The sequence below is a fragment of the Shewanella sp. BJSY2023SW005 genome (assembly GCF_047314585.1).
Taxonomy (GTDB): Bacteria; Pseudomonadota; Gammaproteobacteria; order Enterobacterales; family Shewanellaceae; genus Shewanella; species Shewanella algae.
Map to the genome: position 1 here is coordinate 69,593 of NZ_JBKORJ010000062.1, position 18,747 is coordinate 88,339.

An 18,747-nucleotide genomic window follows, 5' to 3' on the forward strand; every position below is an offset into this window, starting at 1 on the left:
CGAGCATGAGTAACGATTTTCAGTTTATCGAAGTGGGTCGTATCGACCCGAGCAAGCAGGCTATCTCACGCCGCAAGACAGAGTTTATTGAGATTTACCAACCCTTTGCCCAGGCGCAGGTCGACCAGCAGGCCGACCGCTGCCTGGACTGTGGTAACCCTTACTGCGAGTGGAAGTGCCCGCTGCACAACTACATCCCCAACTGGCTCAAGCTGGCCAAACAAGGACGTATCCTGGAAGCGGCAGACCTGGTGCATGAAACCAATACCCTGCCGGAGGTCTGCGGCCGAGTCTGCCCGCAGGACAGGCTCTGTGAAGGTGCCTGTACCCTGAATGATGACTTCGGCGCCGTCACCATAGGCAATGTGGAAAAATACATCACGGATACCGCCATCGCCCAGGGCTGGCGCCCGGACATGAGCCAAGTGACGCCCAGAAGCGAGCGGGTCGCGATCATAGGCGCGGGGCCGGCCGGTCTTGGCTGCGCCGATATCCTGGCCCGCAACGGAGTCAAGGCGGTGGTCTTTGACAAATACCCTCAGATAGGCGGCCTGCTAACCTATGGTATTCCCGCCTTTAAGCTCGACAAGTCAGTGATGGCGACCCGCCGCAGCGTGATGGAAGACATGGGGATAGAGTTCCGCCTCGGCGTCACAGTCGGCCAGGATATTCCCTTTGCCGAGTTGCTGGCCAACTTCGATGCCGTGTTCCTCGGCATGGGTACCTATAACGCCATGCAGGCGGGCCTGCCCGGTGAAGAGGCCGAAGGGGTTATTCAGGCCCTGCCCTACCTGATTGCCAACACCCGTGAGTTAATGGGGCAAGCCGATCCGGCGCAGCCCTATATCGACCTCAAGGGCAAGAAGGTGGTAGTACTCGGCGGCGGTGATACCGCCATGGACTGTGTGCGCACGGCGGTGCGCCAAGGCGCCGAGTCGGTTATCTGTGCCTATCGCCGCGACGAGGAGAATATGCCGGGTTCGCGCCGTGAGGTGCAAAATGCCCGCGAAGAAGGGGTCGAGTTCCTGTTCAATCGCCAGCCGGTGGCGATTGCTACAGACGATGGCAAGGTCAAGGGAGTCGAATTTGTTGAAACCGCGCTAGGCAACGCCGATGCCAGTGGTCGTCGGCGTCCTGAGCCCATCCCGGGCAGCGACCAGCTGCTGGACGCCGACGCCGTGATTGTAGCCTTCGGTTTCCAACCCAGCCCGGCGCCCTGGTTTGCCGAGTTTGATATCGCCCTGGATCAATGGGGCCGGGTAAAAGCCGAGAAAGAAGCGGCCAATCCGTTCCAAACCAGCAATCCTAAAGTGTTTGCCGGTGGTGACATGGTCAGGGGTTCAGATCTGGTGGTCACCGCCATCGCCGAAGGACGTGATGCGGCGCTTGGGATACTCAACTTCCTCAGCTGACAACTCAACACTTTGAGCGCATCCGGGAACCCACCTCCCGGGTGCGCTTTTTTTCACCTGTTCTACACTCCGGGAATAGCGCAGCCAAAGCCGTTTATTGCACGCAACCTGACTTCAGCGACCAGGCTGTCACCGGCTGACTTATTCGCACCATCCTTGGCTTGTGCTATATTAAGCCGCCCTCAGGCTCACTCAAGACATTTAAAGAAGGTTAAGCCATGAAAATCGGTATTATCGGCGCCATGGAGCCGGAAGTTGCTCACCTGATTGCCTCTTTGGAAAACCCGCAGCACAGCAAGGTTGCCGGCATTGAATTTGTCAGCGGCACTCTGGTTGGCAAAGAAGTCATAGTTACCCGCTCCGGCATAGGCAAGGTTGCCGCCAGCATAGCGACCAGTCTGTTGATTGAAAAGTTCGCCCCGGATGCGGTCATCAATACCGGCTCGGCCGGTGGATTTGTCGATGCGCTGCAGATAGGTGACATAGTCATTTCCGATGAAGTCCGCTACCACGATGTCGATGTCACCGCCTTTGGCTATGAGATGGGTCAGATGGCGCAGCAACCCGCAGCCTTTATTCCTGATCACAAACTGATGCTGGCGGCCAAACAGGCTATCGCAGGTTTAGGAGAGGTCAAAGCCATTGAAGGCCTTATCTGCACAGGTGACAGCTTTATTTGCGATCCCGAGCGCACCGCCGTCATGCTAAAGCATTTCCCCACCATGGCCGCCTGTGAAATGGAAGGCGCGGCCATTGCTCAGGTGTGTCATCAGTTCGGCGTGCCCTTTGTGGTGATCCGCTCTCTGTCCGATAATGCAAACAACGACTCTCCGGTCGACTTTGATGCCTATCTGGTCAAGGCGGGGCACCACTCGGCCCTGATGGTCATAGGCATGCTGCATCACCTTTAATTAAGGAGCACCGGAGCCCATGAGCCTGCCCTTCTACGAGCAGCTGCTGGCCTTAGACGGGCCCCTTATTCAGGGGTTTCTGGTGCTGTTTTTTGCCTTATTACTGGCGCGATTGGCGCCGCTGCCCCAGGCTTTTCAACCTCTGGCCTGGTTGAGCCACCTGGCCAAGTCACTGGCCGCCAAGGTCAAACGGGGCGACAGAGACGAAAGGCAGCAACTGATTGCCGGCTCTCTGGCCATTTTGCTGCTGGTGCTGCCATTTTGGTTAATCATCACCTTCCTGCTGGAACTGGCGGCATTCCCCTGGTTCTTTGAGTTTTTGATCCTCTATCTATGTCTCAACGATGCCTGTTTCATTCAGGAAGCCGAAGAGATATACCAGGCCCTCAGGCGGGGAGACAAACCGGCCGCCAGAGAGTTGCTCTCCCCCTGGGTCGCCCGCGACACTGCCGAACTATCCGAGGCTGGCATCGCCAAGGCTACCATAGAAAAGCTGGTGACTACTCCCATTCATGGCACTGTTACTGTGGTATTTTTCTTCTGCCTCGCCGGCGCGCCCATGGTGCTGCTGGTGAGAATGTTAAAACAGCTGGAGCAAAGCTGGTGGTGTCTGGATCCACAATACCGTTTCTTCGGTCGGCCCGTGTTTCTGGTCAATCAGGTACTGCTGTATATCCCGGCGCAGCTGTGGCGTTTTACCCTGGCGATTCAGGGCGGCCCCCAGGCACTGAAACTGATTTGGCAAACACCTCACAGCCGCTTTCCCATCGGCTTTAACTTCCAGGTGGCAACCATGGCGGCGTATGTATTGATGACAGAGCTTGGCGGACCACAAAAATATTCCGGCATCAAGGTTCAGGTGGAGAAAGTGGGCCCGGGCCCAGTGCCGGATCACAAGACCATTCCCAAGGCGATTTCACTGACATTTCGCACCTTCGCCATCTGGTTTGCTTTCGTCGTATTGTTACCTCTGATTTGGGTTTTGTTACGTTATTCACAAACGCTTTAAATTATTCATTTTCTCCTTATAATGCCTTCATTCCCCGCTTGCCACTGAGAAAACCGCCTTGCTGGACAATATGCATATCTCTTTGACGACCCCGGCACTGCTGTTTCCGGCTATTTCCCTGCTACTGCTGGCCTATACCAACAGATTTTTCTCGCTGGCCGCCTTGATCCGTACCCTGAGTGGCGGTGATAAACCCGTTGCGGCCGAACAGCTGAAAAACCTGCGCCGCCGCATCGTTATCATCCGCCGCATGCAGGAGGCCGGCGTCACCAGCTTCGCCCTGTGCGTGCTGTGTATGATTTTTATCTATCTTGGCTTCAATACCACAGGCTCGGTGATTTTCGGCGCCAGTTTGCTGTTGCTGCTGTATTCATTGATCCTGTCGGTGATTGAAATCCGTATCTCGGTTGATGCCCTCAACATTCATCTCAAAGAGATGAGCTAATGACGCTGTGGGTCTATAGCCTGGATCTGTTTGGTACCGCCGTATTCGCCCTTTCCGGCGCTCTGGCTGCTGGCCGGCACAGGATGGATCCATTCGGCGTTTTGGTGCTGGCAGCGGTCACCGCCATCGGCGGCGGCACCCTCAGAGACACGATTCTGGGCGCTCCGGTATTCTGGCTTCATGACCACAACTATCTCTACGTGATACTGCTGACCGTGGTGTTGACCTTGATTCTGGTACGCCGGCCCTGGCGTTTGCCCCCATCGAGCCTGACCATAGCCGATGCAGTCGGCCTGGCACTCTTTACCGTTATCGGCGCCCAGAAGGCTCTGACAATGGAATACGGCGGTATGATAGCCGTCGTCATGGGCTTGATCACCGGAGTGGGAGGAGGCATTATTCGGGATCTGCTTTGCCGCCGGATCCCCATGGTGCTGCGTACCGAAATCTACGCCACTGCATCTATTCTGGGCGGTCTGGTGTACACCTGCAGCCTGCAGCTGAAACTCGAAGCCGAGGCGGCGCTGATGCTGGCTTTTATCACAGCCTTGATAATGCGTCTGGCCGCCATACGTTGGCACCTGTCGTTACCTGCGTTTGACTTGAAGACCAAGAGAGAATGATTGTGCGTTATTTGGGGTTGATCCTGGCATTGTTAAGCTCACCATTGCTGGCCAACAGCGGCGATATGCCGCCGGAGCAGCAGATGGCCGTGCGCTATATCCATGCCCTGACCACCCACGACTATGATGAGCTGGCAACCTTTTACAATCGCGACAGTGTCTTCAACGACAAAACCGCGGATCGCAAATACACGGGTGGCAGGCATATCATAGAGTTTCTGGAGCGGGCCCACCGCGGCGTGCTCGAGTATCAATTCAACATAGAGCACATGTTCAACTCTGGCTCTCTGGTGGTGATGATAGGCAACTATCACTACAAGGGTCCGGGAGAGCAATTCGGCAAACCGGGCAAAATCATAGACATCGCCATTCCCGGAGTGACCACGCTAAAGCTGGATACCCTTAATCACAGGGTTAAAGAACATATGGATCTGATGGACTATCAGACCATGGCGGACCAACTCTCGGCTCAATAATCCTTGCCGGGAACCCGGCCTGTTTTTTACTGTCCAACCCTCTGAGTGCCAACAGCGAGATCAGGGTTCACTCTGATCCGAGAGGTAAAGATGAGTCGCTTATCCGTACTGGCTGCCCTGCTCCTGTGTTTCCCTTTGATGACTCAGGCCCAGGCAGCATTCAATGCCGAAGAAAAGTTTGAACCACCTCTGGTGGTTTCCTACGCTGCACAACCTGTAAATCGTTTCAATCAAAAGCTGTTGCAGGCGCAACATCAACAGGCTCCCTGGAGTCAAGATCCTGAAGGGATCAGCCGCCAATACTCAGGCTCGGCCTTTAAGTTCGTTCGCATCAGTCACTCTCACGGCAAGACCCTGACCTACAATGTCAGCACCCAGGAAGGGCATCCTCAGATGCTGCTTATTCTGGCGCTCGATAACAATGCCGGCGACTGGTCAGTGGAAAAAGCCGTGCTCAGTTGGCGCTGCCAGAACAAGGTCTACTTTGGTACCGACAACTGCAGCCCGCCTCACAAACACTGAGCCTGATACAGGCAAGAAAAAACCCGGCAGTGCCGGGTTTGATATTTTAAGGGCTAAAACAAGCGCTTAGATTGAAGTACTAAATTGAAGTACTTTGGGCTCAGGCCAGTGTTACCTTGGCAAACTTACGCTTGCCGACCTGGAATACCGCGCATGTGCCGGCGTTCAGTACCAGCTTGCTGTCTTCAAGCTTGTCACCATCCATCTTCACCGCACCTTGTTTGATCATTCGCATGGCATCGGAGGTTGAACCAACCAGACCCGCCTCTTTCAACAGATTGGCAATCGCCAGTCCTTCACCGGCTTCCAGAGTCAGCTCGGGAATATCGTCCGGCATGGCGCCCTTTTGGAAACGATTGATAAAGGCTTGATGGGCAGCCTCGGCAGCTTCTTCACTGTGGAAGCGACCGATAATCTCTTTCGCCAGGGCTATCTTGATATCCCTTGGGTTGGCACCGGCTTCGACATCGGCCTTGAACTGCTCGATTTCAGTCAGTGGACGGAAAGACAGCAGCTCCAGGTAACGCCACATCAACTCATCTGAGATAGACATTATCTTACCGAACATCTCATCCGGAGCTTCGCTGACACCTATATAGTTGCCGGCAGACTTGGACATCTTCTTCACGCCATCCAGCCCTTCCAGCAGTGGCATCATGATCACCGCCTGTGGCTTCATGCCCTCGGCTTTCTGCAACTCACGGCCCATCAGCAGGTTGAACTTCTGATCTGTACCGCCCAGTTCGACATCGGCATTCAGCGCCACTGAGTCATACCCCTGCAGCAATGGGTACATGAACTCATGGATAGCAATCGATTGACCCGAGGCATAACGCTTCTTGAAGTCGTCGCGCTCCATCATACGGGCTACTGTCTGACGGGAGGCCAGACGGATCATGCCGGCAGCGCCGAGATCTTCCAACCAGCTGGAGTTGAACTCAATCCTGGTCTTGGCAGGATCCAGAATCTTGAACACCTGTTCCTTGTAGGTCTCGGCGTTGGCCAGCACCTGCTCACGGGTCAGTGGCGGGCGAGTGCTGTTCTTGCCACTCGGGTCGCCGACCATACCGGTAAAGTCACCGATGAGGAAGATAACCTCGTGTCCCAGGTCCTGGAACAGTCTGAGTTTGTTGAGAATTACGGTATGGCCAAGGTGAATGTCCGGCGCAGTCGGGTCAGCACCCAACTTGATTTTCAATGGTCGACCTTCTTTCAGCTTTTCCAGCAGATCCGCTTCGAGCAAAATCTCGTCGGTACCACGTTTAATTTCCGCCATTATTTGTGCTAAATCAGCCATCTCGCCAACAACTCCCAAGGCTCTTCAAATTCAAAGAGACTTATGTTACTTGTTAGCCAGCCTAAATGAAAGTGTGTACACTAAGGCAATATGCCCAAGAATTAAGAAATTGGTATCGGGGTCGATGGCAAAGCTTATTACTCTCTTCAGACTGCTGCCCAGAAAGCATCAAATCCTGCTCAGTATTTTAACCACCATTACCTTGATAACCCTGTTGCTTCCCTCTGACGAAGCCGAGGCATCGAAAAACAGCGCCGGCCCGCAAACCCAGGTACGCTACCAAGTGCCACTGGCCTTTCGTACCCCCACCTCACCTACAGCCCAGCAAGTGGTTGAAAGCGGGCAACATCCGGATTCAGAAGCCGCCGCCGAGGCGCTGACAGAGAAACTCAATCAACAGGCAGAAGCCGCGCTTGAGGTTCCCGAACAAACCAGTCCGGCCATTGCCGAGCTGGAACACTTCGAGATTAAAAGCGGCGACACCCTGGCGGCACTCTTCAGCCGCGCCTCACTTACCGCCAGAGAAGTTCACGACATTACCCAACTGCCACTGGCAAAGAAAAACCTGCTGAAGATAATGCCAGGTGACGAAGTCGCCATAGGCAAAAACGCCGATGGCGAGCTGCAGGAGCTGAGATACCGCCTCGATGCCGTATCCACCCTGATAGTCCGCAAACAGGGCAAGAGTTATGAAGAAGAACTGGCGGTAAAAACCGTTGAGACCCGGGATAAATTCGCCCGCGCCAATATCAAGAGCAACTTCTGGAATGCCGGTGTCGAAGCCGGACTGACGCCGGCGCAGATTATGCAACTGGCCACCATATTCGGCTGGGATGTCGACTTTGCCCTGGATATCCGCGAAGGTGACAGCTTTGCCCTCATGTATGAAGAAGAATATGCCGACGGCGAGTTTCTGCGTAACGGCAACATATTGGCCGCCGAATTTATCAACCAGGGCGAGCGTTACACTGCGGTAAGATACAAAGACGGTAACTACTACTCAGAGGAAGGCCGCAGCATGCGCAAGGCGTTTCTGCGCTCACCGGTTGACTTCAAGTATGTGAGTTCCAACTTCAACCCCCGCCGTCTGCATCCTGTTACCGGTCAGGTGAAGGCCCATCGCGGGGTAGATTATGTTGCCGCCATAGGCACTCCCATCAAAGCCGCCGGCAGCGGCCGGGTGGTCAAAGCCGGCTACAATCAATACAACGGTAACTATGTGTTTATCAAACACAACGAAACCTATACCACCAAATACCTGCACCTCAACAAGCGTAAGGTTAACCAGGGTGAAAGCGTCAAACAGGGACAGATCATAGGTACCCTAGGCCGTACAGGTCGGGTAACAGGCGCACATCTGCACTATGAGTTTATCGTCAACGGTGTACACAGAAATCCACGTACTGTGGATCTCCCCAAGGCTGAAGCTATTGCCAAGAGCGAACGTGTCGCCTTCCAACAACTCAGTAGCCAATTGATGGCCACTCTGCTGCGCAACAAACAAGTTCAGGTTGCGATGCAATAACAGGGACAGCATAGATGAATTCTGGATACTTTATTGGGCTGATGTCCGGCACCAGCATGGACGGCGTTGACGCCGTGTTGGTGGACTTCAGCAGTGGCCAACCCAAACTGCTTGGCCAACATACAGAGCCGTTACCCACCCATCTGTTCAAGGGCTTGCAACGTCTCTGCCAACCGGATACTGATGAAATCAATCGTTTGGGACGGCTGGATCGCACAGTAGGTAAGGTGTTTGCCAGTGCGGTCAAGCAACTGCTCGCCAACACAGGGGTAAGTAAGGAACAGGTCTGTGCCATCGGCAGTCATGGTCAGACAGTGCGGCATATGCCCAATCTGGAAGTGGGTTTTACCTTGCAGATTGGCGATCCCAACACAATCGCCGCCGAAACCGGCATAGATGTTATCGCCGATTTTCGCCGCAAGGATATCGCCCTCGGCGGCCAAGGCGCGCCGCTGGTGCCGGCATTCCACCAGCAGATATTTTCAAGCCCTGGCACCAACCGCATCATCCTCAATATTGGCGGCATAGCCAATATCACTTTCCTGCCTGCTGATAACCGTGAGATCCTTGGCTTTGATACTGGCCCGGGAAACACCCTGATAGACGCCTGGAGCCAGCAGATAAGACAACTGCCGTTCGATGAAGACGGTCAGTGGGCCGAAAGCGGCAACAGCTCGGCGGAATTTCTGGCACAACTGTTATCACACCCCTATTTCTCGCTGGATTACCCCAAGAGCACGGGCAGAGAGCTGTTCAACAACGCCTGGTTGGATCAACAACTGGCACTGTTCAGCCATCTGCCGGAAGAGGATATTCAATCGACACTCCTGGACCTCACCTGCCATAGCATTGCCAGGGACATAGCCAAGTTGAGCCCGGATGGCGAAATCTACGTCTGTGGCGGCGGTGCACTCAATGGCGCGTTGATGAAACGCCTCGGAGCCCAGTTGCCCAACCACAGCATAGCCACCACCTCTGTGCTGGGTATCGATCCCAAATGGGTGGAAGGCATAGCGTTTGCCTGGTTGGCGCTGCGCCACCATCAGGGGTTGCCGGCCAATCTGCCGGCGGTAACAGGTGCCAGCCGCGAAGCCGTACTCGGCGCCCGCTTCCCCGCAGCCTGACTCCTTTCGATACAAGGTGCTGTAACAACAGCACCTTGACGTTAAACATCAGCCTTGTTTACCCCAAACCAACCTGGGCAACAGCGAATTTTTCAGCCTGTTAACCTTAACCTTCGCGTCCTCCAAGCAGCTGATTTTTCTGACACAAATTGGCGCTTCAGCTCACATTGAACTAGTGTTCATCTGGCTATACTGCGCAGGTATTCGGGAGCTATCCTGAATACCCGCGAATTTGTGGGAAACACATCACTGCACAGGATGCAACAATGAAGATGACACAAAAAATGCTCGCCGAATTTCTCGGCACCCTCTGGTTGGTTCTTGGCGGTTGCGGCAGCGCCGTATTGGCAGCCGCCTTTCCTGAGCTGGGGATCGGCTTTGTCGGGGTTGCCCTCGCCTTTGGTTTAACCGTGCTGACTATGGCATTTACCATTGGCCACATTTCAGGTTGCCACCTCAACCCGGCAGTCTCTTTCGGACTCTGGGCCGGCGGCCGCTTTCCTGCTGCCGAGCTACTGCCTTATATCGTCTCCCAGGTGGCAGGGGCCATTGTCGGCGCCGCCATTCTCTATGTGATAGCCTCGGGTCAGGACGGATTCTCTCTGAGCGCCGGCTTTGCCTCCAACGGCTTTGGCGAGCACTCTCCCGGGGGTTACAGCCTGACGGCCGTGCTGGTTTGTGAACTGGTCATGACACTGTTCTTTCTGCTGATCATTCTCGGTGCCACCGACAAGCGGGCTCCAGCTGGTTTTGCTCCCATCGCCATAGGCCTTGGGCTGACACTTATCCACCTTATCAGTATCCCTGTGTCCAACACCTCGGTGAATCCGGCCCGCAGCACAGGACCGGCACTGTTTGTCGGTGATTGGGCACTGAGTCAGCTATGGCTGTTTTGGGTTGCGCCTATTGCCGGTGCAATCATTGCGGGACTCATCTACCGCGCCTTTGAGAATCCATCCGAGTAAATGTGGATAGTCAAAAAATCGATTGCGCCCTGCGGGGCGCTTTTTCTTGCCCGCAAGCGGTGTTAACATGCCGTCAATTTTTGGCCGGGCGCAGTGCCGCGGCCACCGAGATGAGATGTCACCATGAGCAAGAAACAAACCCAGGCCCAGTTCGCCGGTATGACTCCGGAAGGCCGCTACGACTTTCTGGTAGAGCAGGTCAAAGAGCATAAAGAGCTATGGGTACTACAGGACAATGACGGCTGCGTGATGCTGACCACGGATGATGAAGACTGTATTCCGGTTTGGCCCAGTGAAGAGACGGCGTCCCTGTGGGCCGTGGATGATTGGCAGGATTGTCGGCCGCTGTCCATCGGCCTGGCCGAGTGGCTGGAGCGCTGGGTGCCAGGTATGGAAGATGACGAACTCTATGTTGCCGTCTTCCCTATGCTGGAAGATCTCGGCGTGGTTATTCCACCACATGAGCTGGAGCAGCGACTGGCGCCCAAGACGCGTCACTGAGTCAATAGCGCCATGTTTCAATAGAACATGAGTTAATAGAGCACAAGGAGCGCCGTAAGATGAGCCAAGCCGCCACTGAAAGCTACGCCATTCCCAAACGCCTGCTGTTACTGATGCTGCTTTATATTGCCGCCTCGGTCAGTGGCCTGATTGCCGGTCAGGGTGTCGTCTTTTGTCTGCTGACGCTGATCATGGTGTTGGCGGTATTGGCGCGCCATCAGGCAGGCTTATGGGCACTGCGCTTCTATACCTTGGCGCAGCTCACGCTGGTGAGTTTCCTGCCCTATATTCTGGATCAGGGCGACAGTGTGGCCACAGGGCCCAATACCCTCAATATCGCCGGAATGGAACTCAAGGCTCCGGACTGGGCCATTTTCGGCTTTCTGATAGGCTTTTGCATGCTGCAGGTGTGGATAGCCTTTACTCCTAAGGTCAAAGCCTTCTTCAAGCGTAAGATGAACTTCAACCTGATGCAGTAACCGGCCTTGCGCCCACAAAAAAAGCCGTCCAATAGGACGGCTTTTTGCTGCTTTCGCTCTCGGTTATACCGAGAAGCTGGCGCCACAACCACAGGTCGTGGTGGCGTTGGGGTTTTTGACGAAGAAACGCGAGCCTTCCAGCCCTGAGGTGTAATCTACTTCACCGCCGACAAGATATTGCAGGCTCATGGGATCAACGACCAGCTGTACCCCTTGTTTTTCCACGGTGAAATCGCCTTCATTCACTTTTTCATCAAAGGTGAAGCCATACTGAAAACCTGAGCAGCCGCCGCCCGTGACATAGACCCGCAGCTTCAGCGCACTGTTCTGTTCTTCTTCCAGCAAGGCCTTGACCTTGGTTGCCGCCGCATCGGTAAACTGGATGGGCATAGCTGATTCAGCTTGTTCAGTCATTACTACCTCTTACATCTGTTTGCTGTGGCAGATTATCTGTTACCTGACTGTTTTGTTCAAGTATTATGCCGGGATCTTTTTCGCCCTCCAGCAACTCCGGCAGGCTGAAACTTTGTTCGGTTTCGGCGCCTTTGCTCCAGCGGCTGGCAGGCACGACGACCTTGGCCTTCATCTGCTGTAACTCGAACCCTTCAGGCAGGGTAAATTCCGCTTCCAGTACCTGAAAGTACTTGAAGTTAAATGCCAACTTGGTGTCCACCAGTTTAGCTAAATTCAGTTCGACTTGCTTGCCCTCTTGCATGCCAATGAGAAGTATCTCACTTCTTCCCTTGAGCGCCTGTTTGCGCTTTTGCAACTGGGTCAGTATCAGCTTGAGGCGGTATTGCCCTGGGCCCGCCAACGGCATCAGTTCCAAACCATGGATAGCCACGCCTTCGGCGTTATGCTCCGGCGCCATGATACTGCGGTAGAAGGCCAGCTCACGTTCCAGCTCCTTCTGTTTCTTATGCTGCTTGTTGAACAGCTGCTGCATCTCCTCATTGGCCTCCTTGGCCAGGCTCAGCTCCAGATTACGGCTCGCCAGCAGCTGTGCTTGTTCCTGCAGTTGTCCCTGCAAGCGTTTCTTTTTACCGTCATTTTGTTGCAGCTGGACTTCACCTGGCGGGATAAAAAAGTGATAGCTGAGCAGTCCGGTCAGAAAGGCCACCATGACCAAGAGCAACAAATACAGACTGGATGGACGAATATTTCGCTCCATCACTTGCAGGCGATCGAGCCAGCGATGATAATTTGCCATTAACTAACAGCCCCTTATATAAAAATTTCCATCTTAGGTACTAAGATTTCACATCAGGCTTCGGAAAGCAGCAGTGCAGGCAAGATTCAGAAAGTTCAAACTTGAGGCGCGAAAGTATCTGCGCCACCAGATGAGAGACAAGCTGTCCCAAACGAGGATCAGTATTCAACTGTGTCTGCTGGCCCTGTTGTTTGCGCTGATGGCCTCGGCTGTCATCATACTGTTTCGCCTGCTGCTGCAATGGGCCAATCATTTTACCCAAACACAGGAATGGGATTTTACGGGCTCAATCGGTGACTGGCGAGTCCTGTTACCACTTTTTGGGGCTTTTTTGATCTGGCTGGTAGCCAGGTTTGGCTCCAAACGCTACAAGCGGATGGGTATAGCCTATGTGCTGCACAGGGTGAAACTGCATTATGGCAAGATCCCGCTGCAGTCGGCACCGGGGCAGTTTTTTCAGGCGCTGTTTGCGCTGGCGAGTAACTTCTCGGTTGGTCGTGAAGGCCCGGCCATTCATCTGGGGGCGGTCACCGCCTCGGTATTGGCGGAAAAATTCAAGCTGCCGGACAACAGTGTGCGCATCATGTGTGCCAGTGGCATAGCCGCCGGGATAGCCGCCACCTTCAACGCGCCCCTGGCCGCCGTGGTGTTTGTCCTCGAAGTGGTGCTCAGGGAATACAAGGTGCAGTACTTCTTCCCCATCATGCTGTCGGCCATCTGCGGCGCCGTATCCAGCCAGGTGGCGTTCGGTAATATCCACGAGTTTGACGCCATTAAGGTCAGCCATATTCCACTGGATCAGTACCCGCTGCTGGCCCTCGGCGGTATAGTGCTGGGGGTCGCCGCGGCTCTATTCAATCACAGCCTTATTCAGGTGACCGAGCGCGGCCAACACTGGCCCTTGATTGTCCGCCTGTTGTTGGCGGGTGTTATCACCACTCTGATAGGACTGGTGCTGCCTCAGGCGCTGGGCAGCGGTGAAATGGCCATAGGGCTTGCGGTCAGCGACAACCCGGCCATCTGGTTTTTGCTGGCGGTATTGCTGGCCAAGATTGTTGCTACCATTGCCGCCATCGGCCTTGGGATCCCGGGTGGCATCATAGGTCCACTCTACGGCATAGGCGCCTTGGGCGGCGCCATTCTGGCTCAGGCGACCGCGTTGCTGTTTCCCTCGGTGGCCCCCTATGCAGGGCTCTATACCGTCATCGGCATGACCGCCATGATGGGAGTTTGCCTCAGTGCACCGCTCGCCGCCCTGGTGGCACTACTGGAGATGACCAACGATGCCTCCATCATACTGCCCGGAATGATAGTGGCCGTGCCCGCCTACCTCATCGCCTATCAGGGGCTGAATGCCAAATCCATATTCTTTCGTCAGTTGGACATCATGGGCCTGGGTTACAAGGTGGCCCCGGTTAACCTGGGATTGCAGAAACTCGGGGTACGCGCCCTGATGGACAGGCGCATAGTGATAGTCAACAACAATGACGAGCTGTTGCTGGAGGTGATGAAACGCGCCCAGGGCAGGCCCGTGCTTGTCAGAGATGCCGAAGGGCAGATTGCCATGCTGGATCTGCAGATGCCTTCGTTTGACACTGACACCAGCCTGACCCAGCACAGGATCCAGGGGCTACCCGACTCGGCCACCCTCAACGAGGTGTACGAAATTCTGGCGCCGAAACGTGCCGGTGAAGTCTATATCTATCAGGATACACCGGAGAATATCGTCGGGGTGATCAGTTGGTCTAACCTGCAGCAGGAAATCCGTGCCGGAGAAGTGTAATTTCAATCATGGGTCATTTTCATAGCCGTCACCTTCTGTTATAGTTGCGCCTCAGCCAAACCCTACATAACCCATGGGTCCAGACCTCAGTGTCAGTACCCAATTGCATTGGAAACCAAGGCTGATGAACCAGTTCCAGGGATCACATATCCTCTCCGTAAACCAGTTAGATCTGGACGCCATCCAAACCATTTTCACCGTAGCCCAAAAGATGACCCCATACGCACTGCGCGAAAAGCGTACCAAGGTGCTGGATGGTGCTATTCTCGGCAATCTGTTTTTTGAACCCAGCACCCGCACCCGGGTCAGCTTCGGCTGCGCCTTCAACCTGCTTGGCGGCCGGGTTGCTGAAACGGTCGGCATGGCTTCCTCGTCGCTGTCCAAGGGAGAGTCCCTCTACGATACCGCCAGGGTGTTATCCAGCTACTCGGACGTGATTGCCATGCGCCACCCCGAGTCCTACTCGGTACGCGAATTTGCCGAAGGCAGCCGGGTGCCTGTGATTAACGGCGGCGATGGCGCCAACGAACATCCTACCCAGGCACTGCTGGATCTGTTCACCATACAGAAAGAGCTGCACAGCAAAGGCTTAGGCATAGACGGCATGCATATCGCCATGGTGGGCGATCTCAAATACGGCCGCACTGTGCACTCGCTGTCGCGTCTTCTGTGTATGTACAAGAACATCAGCTTCACCCTGATCTCCCCTGCCGAGCTGGCAATGCCTGACTATGTGATCGCCGACATTGAAAATGCCGGGCATAAGATCACAATAACAGACCAACTGGAAGGCAATTTAGATCAGGCTGATATACTCTATCTGACGCGCATTCAGGAAGAGCGCTTCCCCTCGCAGGAGGAAGCCGATAAGTATCGTGGCAAGTTCCGTTTGAACAGCGCCATATACACCAAAAATTGTAAGTCCAATACAGTGATCATGCATCCATTGCCTCGGGACTCCAGGCTGCAGGCCAATGAGCTGGACAATGATCTTAACAACCATCCCAACCTGGCTATCTTCCGTCAGGCCGACAATGGCTTGTTGATCCGCATGGCACTGTTTGCCCTGACACTCGGGGTGGACAATCAGTTGGAAAAATACGAGTGTCCGGTTAACTGGTATTCACGCAAGGCCGATCGCTAAAGAGCGGCCACTGACTTTAAGGATTAAACATGACCCGTTCTGAAGACCTGTTTGAACAGGCCAAGAAAACCATCCCCGGCGGTGTGAACTCGCCAGTACGTGCCTTCAACGGTGTAGGCGGCTCTCCCCGCTTCATCGAAAAGGCCGACGGTGCCTATATCTATGATGCCGACGGCAAAGCCTATATCGACTATGTCGGTTCCTGGGGGCCTATGATCCTGGGTCACAACCATCCCAAGATCCGCGAAGCGGTTCTCAAGGCGGTGGAGAACGGTCTGTCTTTCGGTGCACCTACCGAGCTGGAAGTGCAGATGGCAGAAAAAGTCATTGAGATGGTGCCTTCCATAGAACAGGTACGCATGGTGAGCTCTGGTACGGAAGCCACCATGAGCGCCATACGCCTGGCTCGGGGTTACACCAACAGAGACAAGATCCTCAAGTTCGAAGGCTGCTACCACGGCCATGCCGACTGTTTGCTGGTTAAGGCCGGCTCAGGTGCCCTGACTCTGGGTCAACCCAGCTCCCCAGGGATCCCTGCTGACTTCGCCAAGCACACCCTGACCGCTGTCTATAACGATCTGGATTCAGTCAAAGAGCTGTTCAGCCAGCATCCGCAGGATATCGCCTGTATCATACTCGAGCCGGTTGCCGGCAACATGAACTGTATCCCGCCGGTTGCAGGTTTCCTTGAAGGACTGCGTGAACTTTGCGATCAGTTCGGCGCCCTGTTGATCATCGACGAAGTGATGACTGGCTTCCGCGTCTCCAAGAGCGGTGCCCAAGGCCACTATGGCGTGACACCGGATCTGACCACTCTGGGTAAGGTGATCGGCGGCGGTATGCCGGTTGGTGCCTTCGGTGGCAAGAAAGAAGTCATGCAGTATATTGCCCCGACCGGCCCTGTGTACCAGGCCGGCACACTTTCGGGTAACCCTATCGCCATGACCGCAGGTCTGGCTCAACTGGAAGCCCTGTCCGAACCAGGCCTCTATGAAGAGCTGGCTGCCAAGACCAAGCGTATTGCCGAAGGCTTCAAGGCCGCAGCCGACAAGCATGGTATCCCCATGGCCATCAACTATGTTGGCGGCATGTTTGGTTTCTTCTTTACCGATGAAGAGAAGATCACCGGCTTTGAGCAGGTTACCAAGTGCAACATGGAGCAGTTCCGCGCCTTCTATCACGGCATGCTGGACGAAGGTATCTACCTGGCACCGAGCGCCTTTGAAGCAGGCTTCCTGTCCATGGCTCACGGCGAGCAAGAGCTGCAGGCGACTCTGGATGCAGCCGATCGTGTTCTGGCACGCATGAAGTAATCCGCAGATGGATTGAAAACGGGGCCTATACGGCCCCGTTTTTTATGCCCACTCTCACCGGGTAGATTTCTCTGGCGTCCAGCTCAAATTCTGGTTGCTCAATTCCCCTTCCACAAAGTTTCCACTCGGCACTTTGTTCACGAACCCATTTAGGCTGAGCCATAGCTGTCAAGCCAACTTGCCATTGACCCGAGTGTAGACTGTCGCCTTTCGCTGCCAAACAGATCCAATCAGTACAAAACACCAAGATACAAAAAACAAACAGACCAAATAACTGGCTCGACCCGAAAGTCGACGGACACTTATCACAAAGTCTAAGAAAATGTGTTCCAGTTAACAGTTGCGTTATCCATGTCAGTGTGGTCTGATCCGCACGCGCTATCACAGCTCGATTAATTGAACCTTGATGGCCGACACAAAAACTGCCCACTTCCCCCAGGGCAGACGAACATAAAATCAGCAGTTGGAATTGCATTTATGCTCTATACCTTTCTTATCATACTGGCGGTGTTGGCACTGCTGAGTATCATTTTTGAAGAGGTGACTCACCTCAACAAAGCCAAAACGACTCTGTTTTTCGGTTGTATCTCTTGGATAGCTCTGTTCATGTCTGCCGGCGACCCCGGCCATGAAAAGCTGGTAGAGCATCAACTCAATGAAAACCTGCTGGAAATCGCGACGCTCTGGCTGTTTTTGATGTCGACCATGACCTTTGTGGCCTATCTCAACGCCAAGGGCATGATCCAGATAATAGTGCAGAAGCTGTTTCCGCAGCGGGTCAGCACCCGGATGCTGATGCTGCAGGTTGCGCTGTTTTCTCTGGTATTGTCGGCCATCTGTGACAACGTCACCGCCACCTTGGTCTCTCTTGGGCTGCTGACCACCTTCAAGCTCGACAAACAGATGCGTCGCCGGATGGCGGTATTGATTATCTTTGCCGTCAACTCAGGGGGGGTTTCTCTGATAACGGGTGACGTCACTACCCTGATGATCTTCCTCGGCGGCCATGTGCATATGTCAGAGCTGTTGATGTTGGTGCTGCCGGCGGCGTTCAGCGTGATGTTGTTGGCAATACTCTTCTCCCTCAATGCCAAGGGCGAGGTGTCCACCACACCTATTCGTCAAAGTTACGAGACAGTGGATGTGCTTATCGCCATCATCTTCTTCACCACCATATTGATGACCATGGCACTGAACATTCTGTTTGCCATTCCCCCCGTGCTAACCTTCCTCACCGGGTTATCAATCATGTTCCTGGTGGGCCACACCGCCCGCAACGACAAAGAAGAACTGCAGATCCTCGAATATATCCGCCAAGTGGAATACGACACCCTGCTGTTCTTCCTCGGGATCCTCTTGTTGGTGGGTATGCTCAAAGAGATAGGCACGCTGGATCTTCTGGCCCAGGTCTACGCCCGTCACGACCCCAACATTTCCAACTTTGTCACTGGTATGGGATCGGCCATATTGGATAACGTGCCACTGACCGCGGCGCTTTTGAAAGCCGCACCTGAACTGACCACGCCTGAGTGGCTGGGCCTGACCTATGCAGTAGGTGTGGGTGGCTCTCTGCTGGTGATAGGTTCGGCGGCCGGGATCATCGCCATGAGCAAGGTCAAAGAGCTGACCTTTGTCTCTTACCTCAAGTATGTTCCGGCGCTGTTGCTGTGCTACTCTGTTGGCTACGCCCTGACACTGTTGCTGGGGAACTACTTCTACGGAGCTTGAGCTCTAAGGAAGGTGCGAACAGGTCCCATGCGTGCTCTGCGTCGGCTTACAGGCCTGGATGCAAGGCGTGGTTCGCAGCAAATGGCCTCAGTCCTTTGTAAGAAGCACAACAAAGCAGGCAGGCCTGTAAGCCACGCCCTTCGGGGCTTGCACAGCAACCGGCTCTCTGCGTTATCCGACTTTGACAGGCCCCGGCATGCCTTCAGTCAGATGCCTTGAACGCCAATTGCTGTGTAAGCCAGAGTGCCGCGAGGACTTATTCGCACCTTCCCTAAGATAA

The 18,747-nt window shown here is 54.5% G+C and carries 19 protein-coding genes; 16 read left to right on the plus strand and 3 right to left on the minus strand.

Annotated features, from left to right (window positions below):
• Positions 1 to 5 precede the first annotated feature (5 nt).
• The 7 genes from ACMHXI_RS19620 to ACMHXI_RS19650 all read left to right on the plus strand — a co-directional run bounded on the left by ACMHXI_RS19620 (position 6) and on the right by ACMHXI_RS19650 (position 5,398).
• On the plus strand, positions 6 to 1,412 hold the full coding sequence (locus ACMHXI_RS19620; protein WP_025010538.1) for an FAD-dependent oxidoreductase: 1,407 nt from the start codon (positions 6 to 8) through the stop codon (positions 1,410 to 1,412).
• A 218-nt stretch (positions 1,413 to 1,630) separates the two neighbouring features.
• A complete protein-coding gene (locus ACMHXI_RS19625; protein ID WP_045283528.1) occupies positions 1,631 to 2,323 on the plus strand; it encodes a 5'-methylthioadenosine/adenosylhomocysteine nucleosidase in 693 nt (230 codons plus the stop codon).
• A gap of 19 nt (positions 2,324 to 2,342) precedes the next feature.
• A complete protein-coding gene (locus tag ACMHXI_RS19630; RefSeq protein WP_144159506.1) occupies positions 2,343 to 3,332 on the plus strand; it encodes a cobalamin biosynthesis protein in 990 nt (329 codons plus the stop codon).
• A 70-nt stretch (positions 3,333 to 3,402) separates the two neighbouring features.
• Positions 3,403 to 3,777, plus strand: a complete 375-nt coding sequence (locus ACMHXI_RS19635; RefSeq protein ID WP_025010535.1) for a DUF2721 domain-containing protein — start codon at positions 3,403 to 3,405, stop codon at positions 3,775 to 3,777.
• Entirely contained in the window at positions 3,777 to 4,400 is a 624-nt protein-coding gene (locus ACMHXI_RS19640) for a trimeric intracellular cation channel family protein (protein WP_345857689.1), read from the plus strand. Before ACMHXI_RS19635 ends, ACMHXI_RS19640 begins: the two co-directional genes overlap by 1 nt.
• Positions 4,401 to 4,402: 2 nt before the next feature.
• A complete protein-coding gene (locus ACMHXI_RS19645) occupies positions 4,403 to 4,876 on the plus strand; it encodes a nuclear transport factor 2 family protein (protein ID WP_025010533.1) in 474 nt (157 codons plus the stop codon).
• Positions 4,877 to 4,966: 90 nt separating this feature from the next.
• Positions 4,967 to 5,398 carry a hypothetical protein gene (locus ACMHXI_RS19650; protein WP_093982513.1) on the plus strand — a complete coding sequence of 144 codons (432 nt, stop codon included), beginning with the start codon at positions 4,967 to 4,969 and terminating at the stop codon, positions 5,396 to 5,398.
• Positions 5,399 to 5,498: 100 nt separating this feature from the next.
• Here the strand turns inward: ACMHXI_RS19650 and tyrS are convergent, their stop codons facing one another.
• Positions 5,499 to 6,695 (minus strand): tyrosine--tRNA ligase, encoded by a 1,197-nt coding sequence (tyrS, locus tag ACMHXI_RS19655; protein ID WP_025010531.1) that lies wholly within the window; start codon positions 6,693 to 6,695, stop codon positions 5,499 to 5,501.
• Positions 6,696 to 6,819: 124 nt separating this feature from the next.
• On the opposite strand from tyrS, the gene ACMHXI_RS19660 reads away from it, so the two are divergent.
• From ACMHXI_RS19660 to ACMHXI_RS19680, 5 genes are all read left to right on the plus strand, one after another.
• Entirely contained in the window at positions 6,820 to 8,220 is a 1,401-nt protein-coding gene (locus ACMHXI_RS19660) for a peptidoglycan DD-metalloendopeptidase family protein (RefSeq protein WP_025010530.1), read from the plus strand.
• A gap of 14 nt (positions 8,221 to 8,234) precedes the next feature.
• Complete coding sequence (locus ACMHXI_RS19665; protein ID WP_025010529.1) at positions 8,235 to 9,344, plus strand: anhydro-N-acetylmuramic acid kinase; 1,110 nt, start codon at positions 8,235 to 8,237, stop codon at positions 9,342 to 9,344.
• A 266-nt stretch (positions 9,345 to 9,610) separates the two neighbouring features.
• Complete coding sequence (aqpZ, locus tag ACMHXI_RS19670) at positions 9,611 to 10,309, plus strand: aquaporin Z (RefSeq protein WP_096140821.1); 699 nt, start codon at positions 9,611 to 9,613, stop codon at positions 10,307 to 10,309.
• A 123-nt stretch (positions 10,310 to 10,432) separates the two neighbouring features.
• Positions 10,433 to 10,810, plus strand: a complete 378-nt coding sequence (locus tag ACMHXI_RS19675) for a DUF2750 domain-containing protein (protein WP_025010527.1) — start codon at positions 10,433 to 10,435, stop codon at positions 10,808 to 10,810.
• A gap of 59 nt (positions 10,811 to 10,869) precedes the next feature.
• The gene (locus ACMHXI_RS19680; protein WP_025010526.1) at positions 10,870 to 11,289 is read left to right on the plus strand and encodes a hypothetical protein; all 420 of its coding nucleotides are present in this window, start codon (positions 10,870 to 10,872) and stop codon (positions 11,287 to 11,289) included.
• Between the two features lie 63 nt (positions 11,290 to 11,352).
• Here the strand turns inward: ACMHXI_RS19680 and erpA are convergent, their stop codons facing one another.
• Both erpA and ACMHXI_RS19690 read right to left on the minus strand, forming a co-directional pair.
• Positions 11,353 to 11,703, minus strand: a complete 351-nt coding sequence (gene erpA / locus ACMHXI_RS19685; protein ID WP_025010525.1) for an iron-sulfur cluster insertion protein ErpA — start codon at positions 11,701 to 11,703, stop codon at positions 11,353 to 11,355.
• Entirely contained in the window at positions 11,696 to 12,499 is an 804-nt protein-coding gene (locus ACMHXI_RS19690) for a DUF6776 family protein (protein WP_025010524.1), read from the minus strand. Before ACMHXI_RS19690 ends, erpA begins: the two co-directional genes overlap by 8 nt.
• Positions 12,500 to 12,629: 130 nt before the next feature.
• Here ACMHXI_RS19690 and ACMHXI_RS19695 point away from each other — a divergent pair, with 130 nt between their 5' ends.
• From ACMHXI_RS19695 to nhaD, 4 genes are all read left to right on the plus strand, one after another.
• Complete coding sequence (locus ACMHXI_RS19695; RefSeq protein ID WP_107352824.1) at positions 12,630 to 14,282, plus strand: chloride channel protein; 1,653 nt, start codon at positions 12,630 to 12,632, stop codon at positions 14,280 to 14,282.
• Positions 14,283 to 14,406: 124 nt separating this feature from the next.
• Positions 14,407 to 15,426 (plus strand): aspartate carbamoyltransferase, encoded by a 1,020-nt coding sequence (locus ACMHXI_RS19700; RefSeq protein WP_025010522.1) that lies wholly within the window; start codon positions 14,407 to 14,409, stop codon positions 15,424 to 15,426.
• Between the two features lie 29 nt (positions 15,427 to 15,455).
• Positions 15,456 to 16,739, plus strand: a complete 1,284-nt coding sequence (gene hemL, locus ACMHXI_RS19705) for a glutamate-1-semialdehyde 2,1-aminomutase (protein ID WP_028779763.1) — start codon at positions 15,456 to 15,458, stop codon at positions 16,737 to 16,739.
• Positions 16,740 to 17,216: 477 nt separating this feature from the next.
• On the plus strand, positions 17,217 to 18,467 hold the full coding sequence (gene nhaD, locus ACMHXI_RS19710) for a sodium:proton antiporter NhaD (protein ID WP_045283525.1): 1,251 nt from the start codon (positions 17,217 to 17,219) through the stop codon (positions 18,465 to 18,467).
• Positions 18,468 to 18,747 lie beyond the last annotated feature (280 nt).

Coding starts and splice junctions, on each gene's coding strand:
- ACMHXI_RS19620 (WP_025010538.1), top strand. CDS start 6: ATGAGTAACGATTTTCAGTTTATCGAAGTGGGTCGTATCGACCCGAGC.
- ACMHXI_RS19650 (WP_093982513.1), top strand. CDS start 4,967: ATGAGTCGCTTATCCGTACTGGCTGCCCTGCTCCTGTGTTTCCCTTTG.
- ACMHXI_RS19675 (WP_025010527.1), top strand. CDS start 10,433: ATGAGCAAGAAACAAACCCAGGCCCAGTTCGCCGGTATGACTCCGGAA.
- erpA (WP_025010525.1), bottom strand. CDS start 11,703: ATGACTGAACAAGCTGAATCAGCTATGCCCATCCAGTTTACCGATGCG.
- ACMHXI_RS19625 (WP_045283528.1), top strand. CDS start 1,631: ATGAAAATCGGTATTATCGGCGCCATGGAGCCGGAAGTTGCTCACCTG.
- ACMHXI_RS19665 (WP_025010529.1), top strand. CDS start 8,235: ATGAATTCTGGATACTTTATTGGGCTGATGTCCGGCACCAGCATGGAC.
- ACMHXI_RS19635 (WP_025010535.1), top strand. CDS start 3,403: ATGCATATCTCTTTGACGACCCCGGCACTGCTGTTTCCGGCTATTTCC.
- ACMHXI_RS19680 (WP_025010526.1), top strand. CDS start 10,870: ATGAGCCAAGCCGCCACTGAAAGCTACGCCATTCCCAAACGCCTGCTG.
- ACMHXI_RS19640 (WP_345857689.1), top strand. CDS start 3,777: ATGACGCTGTGGGTCTATAGCCTGGATCTGTTTGGTACCGCCGTATTC.
- ACMHXI_RS19695 (WP_107352824.1), top strand. CDS start 12,630: ATGAGAGACAAGCTGTCCCAAACGAGGATCAGTATTCAACTGTGTCTG.
- tyrS (WP_025010531.1), bottom strand. CDS start 6,695: ATGGCTGATTTAGCACAAATAATGGCGGAAATTAAACGTGGTACCGAC.
- ACMHXI_RS19630 (WP_144159506.1), top strand. CDS start 2,343: ATGAGCCTGCCCTTCTACGAGCAGCTGCTGGCCTTAGACGGGCCCCTT.
- hemL (WP_028779763.1), top strand. CDS start 15,456: ATGACCCGTTCTGAAGACCTGTTTGAACAGGCCAAGAAAACCATCCCC.
- ACMHXI_RS19690 (WP_025010524.1), bottom strand. CDS start 12,499: ATGGCAAATTATCATCGCTGGCTCGATCGCCTGCAAGTGATGGAGCGA.
- ACMHXI_RS19700 (WP_025010522.1), top strand. CDS start 14,407: ATGAACCAGTTCCAGGGATCACATATCCTCTCCGTAAACCAGTTAGAT.
- aqpZ (WP_096140821.1), top strand. CDS start 9,611: ATGAAGATGACACAAAAAATGCTCGCCGAATTTCTCGGCACCCTCTGG.
- ACMHXI_RS19660 (WP_025010530.1), top strand. CDS start 6,820: ATGGCAAAGCTTATTACTCTCTTCAGACTGCTGCCCAGAAAGCATCAA.
- nhaD (WP_045283525.1), top strand. CDS start 17,217: ATGCTCTATACCTTTCTTATCATACTGGCGGTGTTGGCACTGCTGAGT.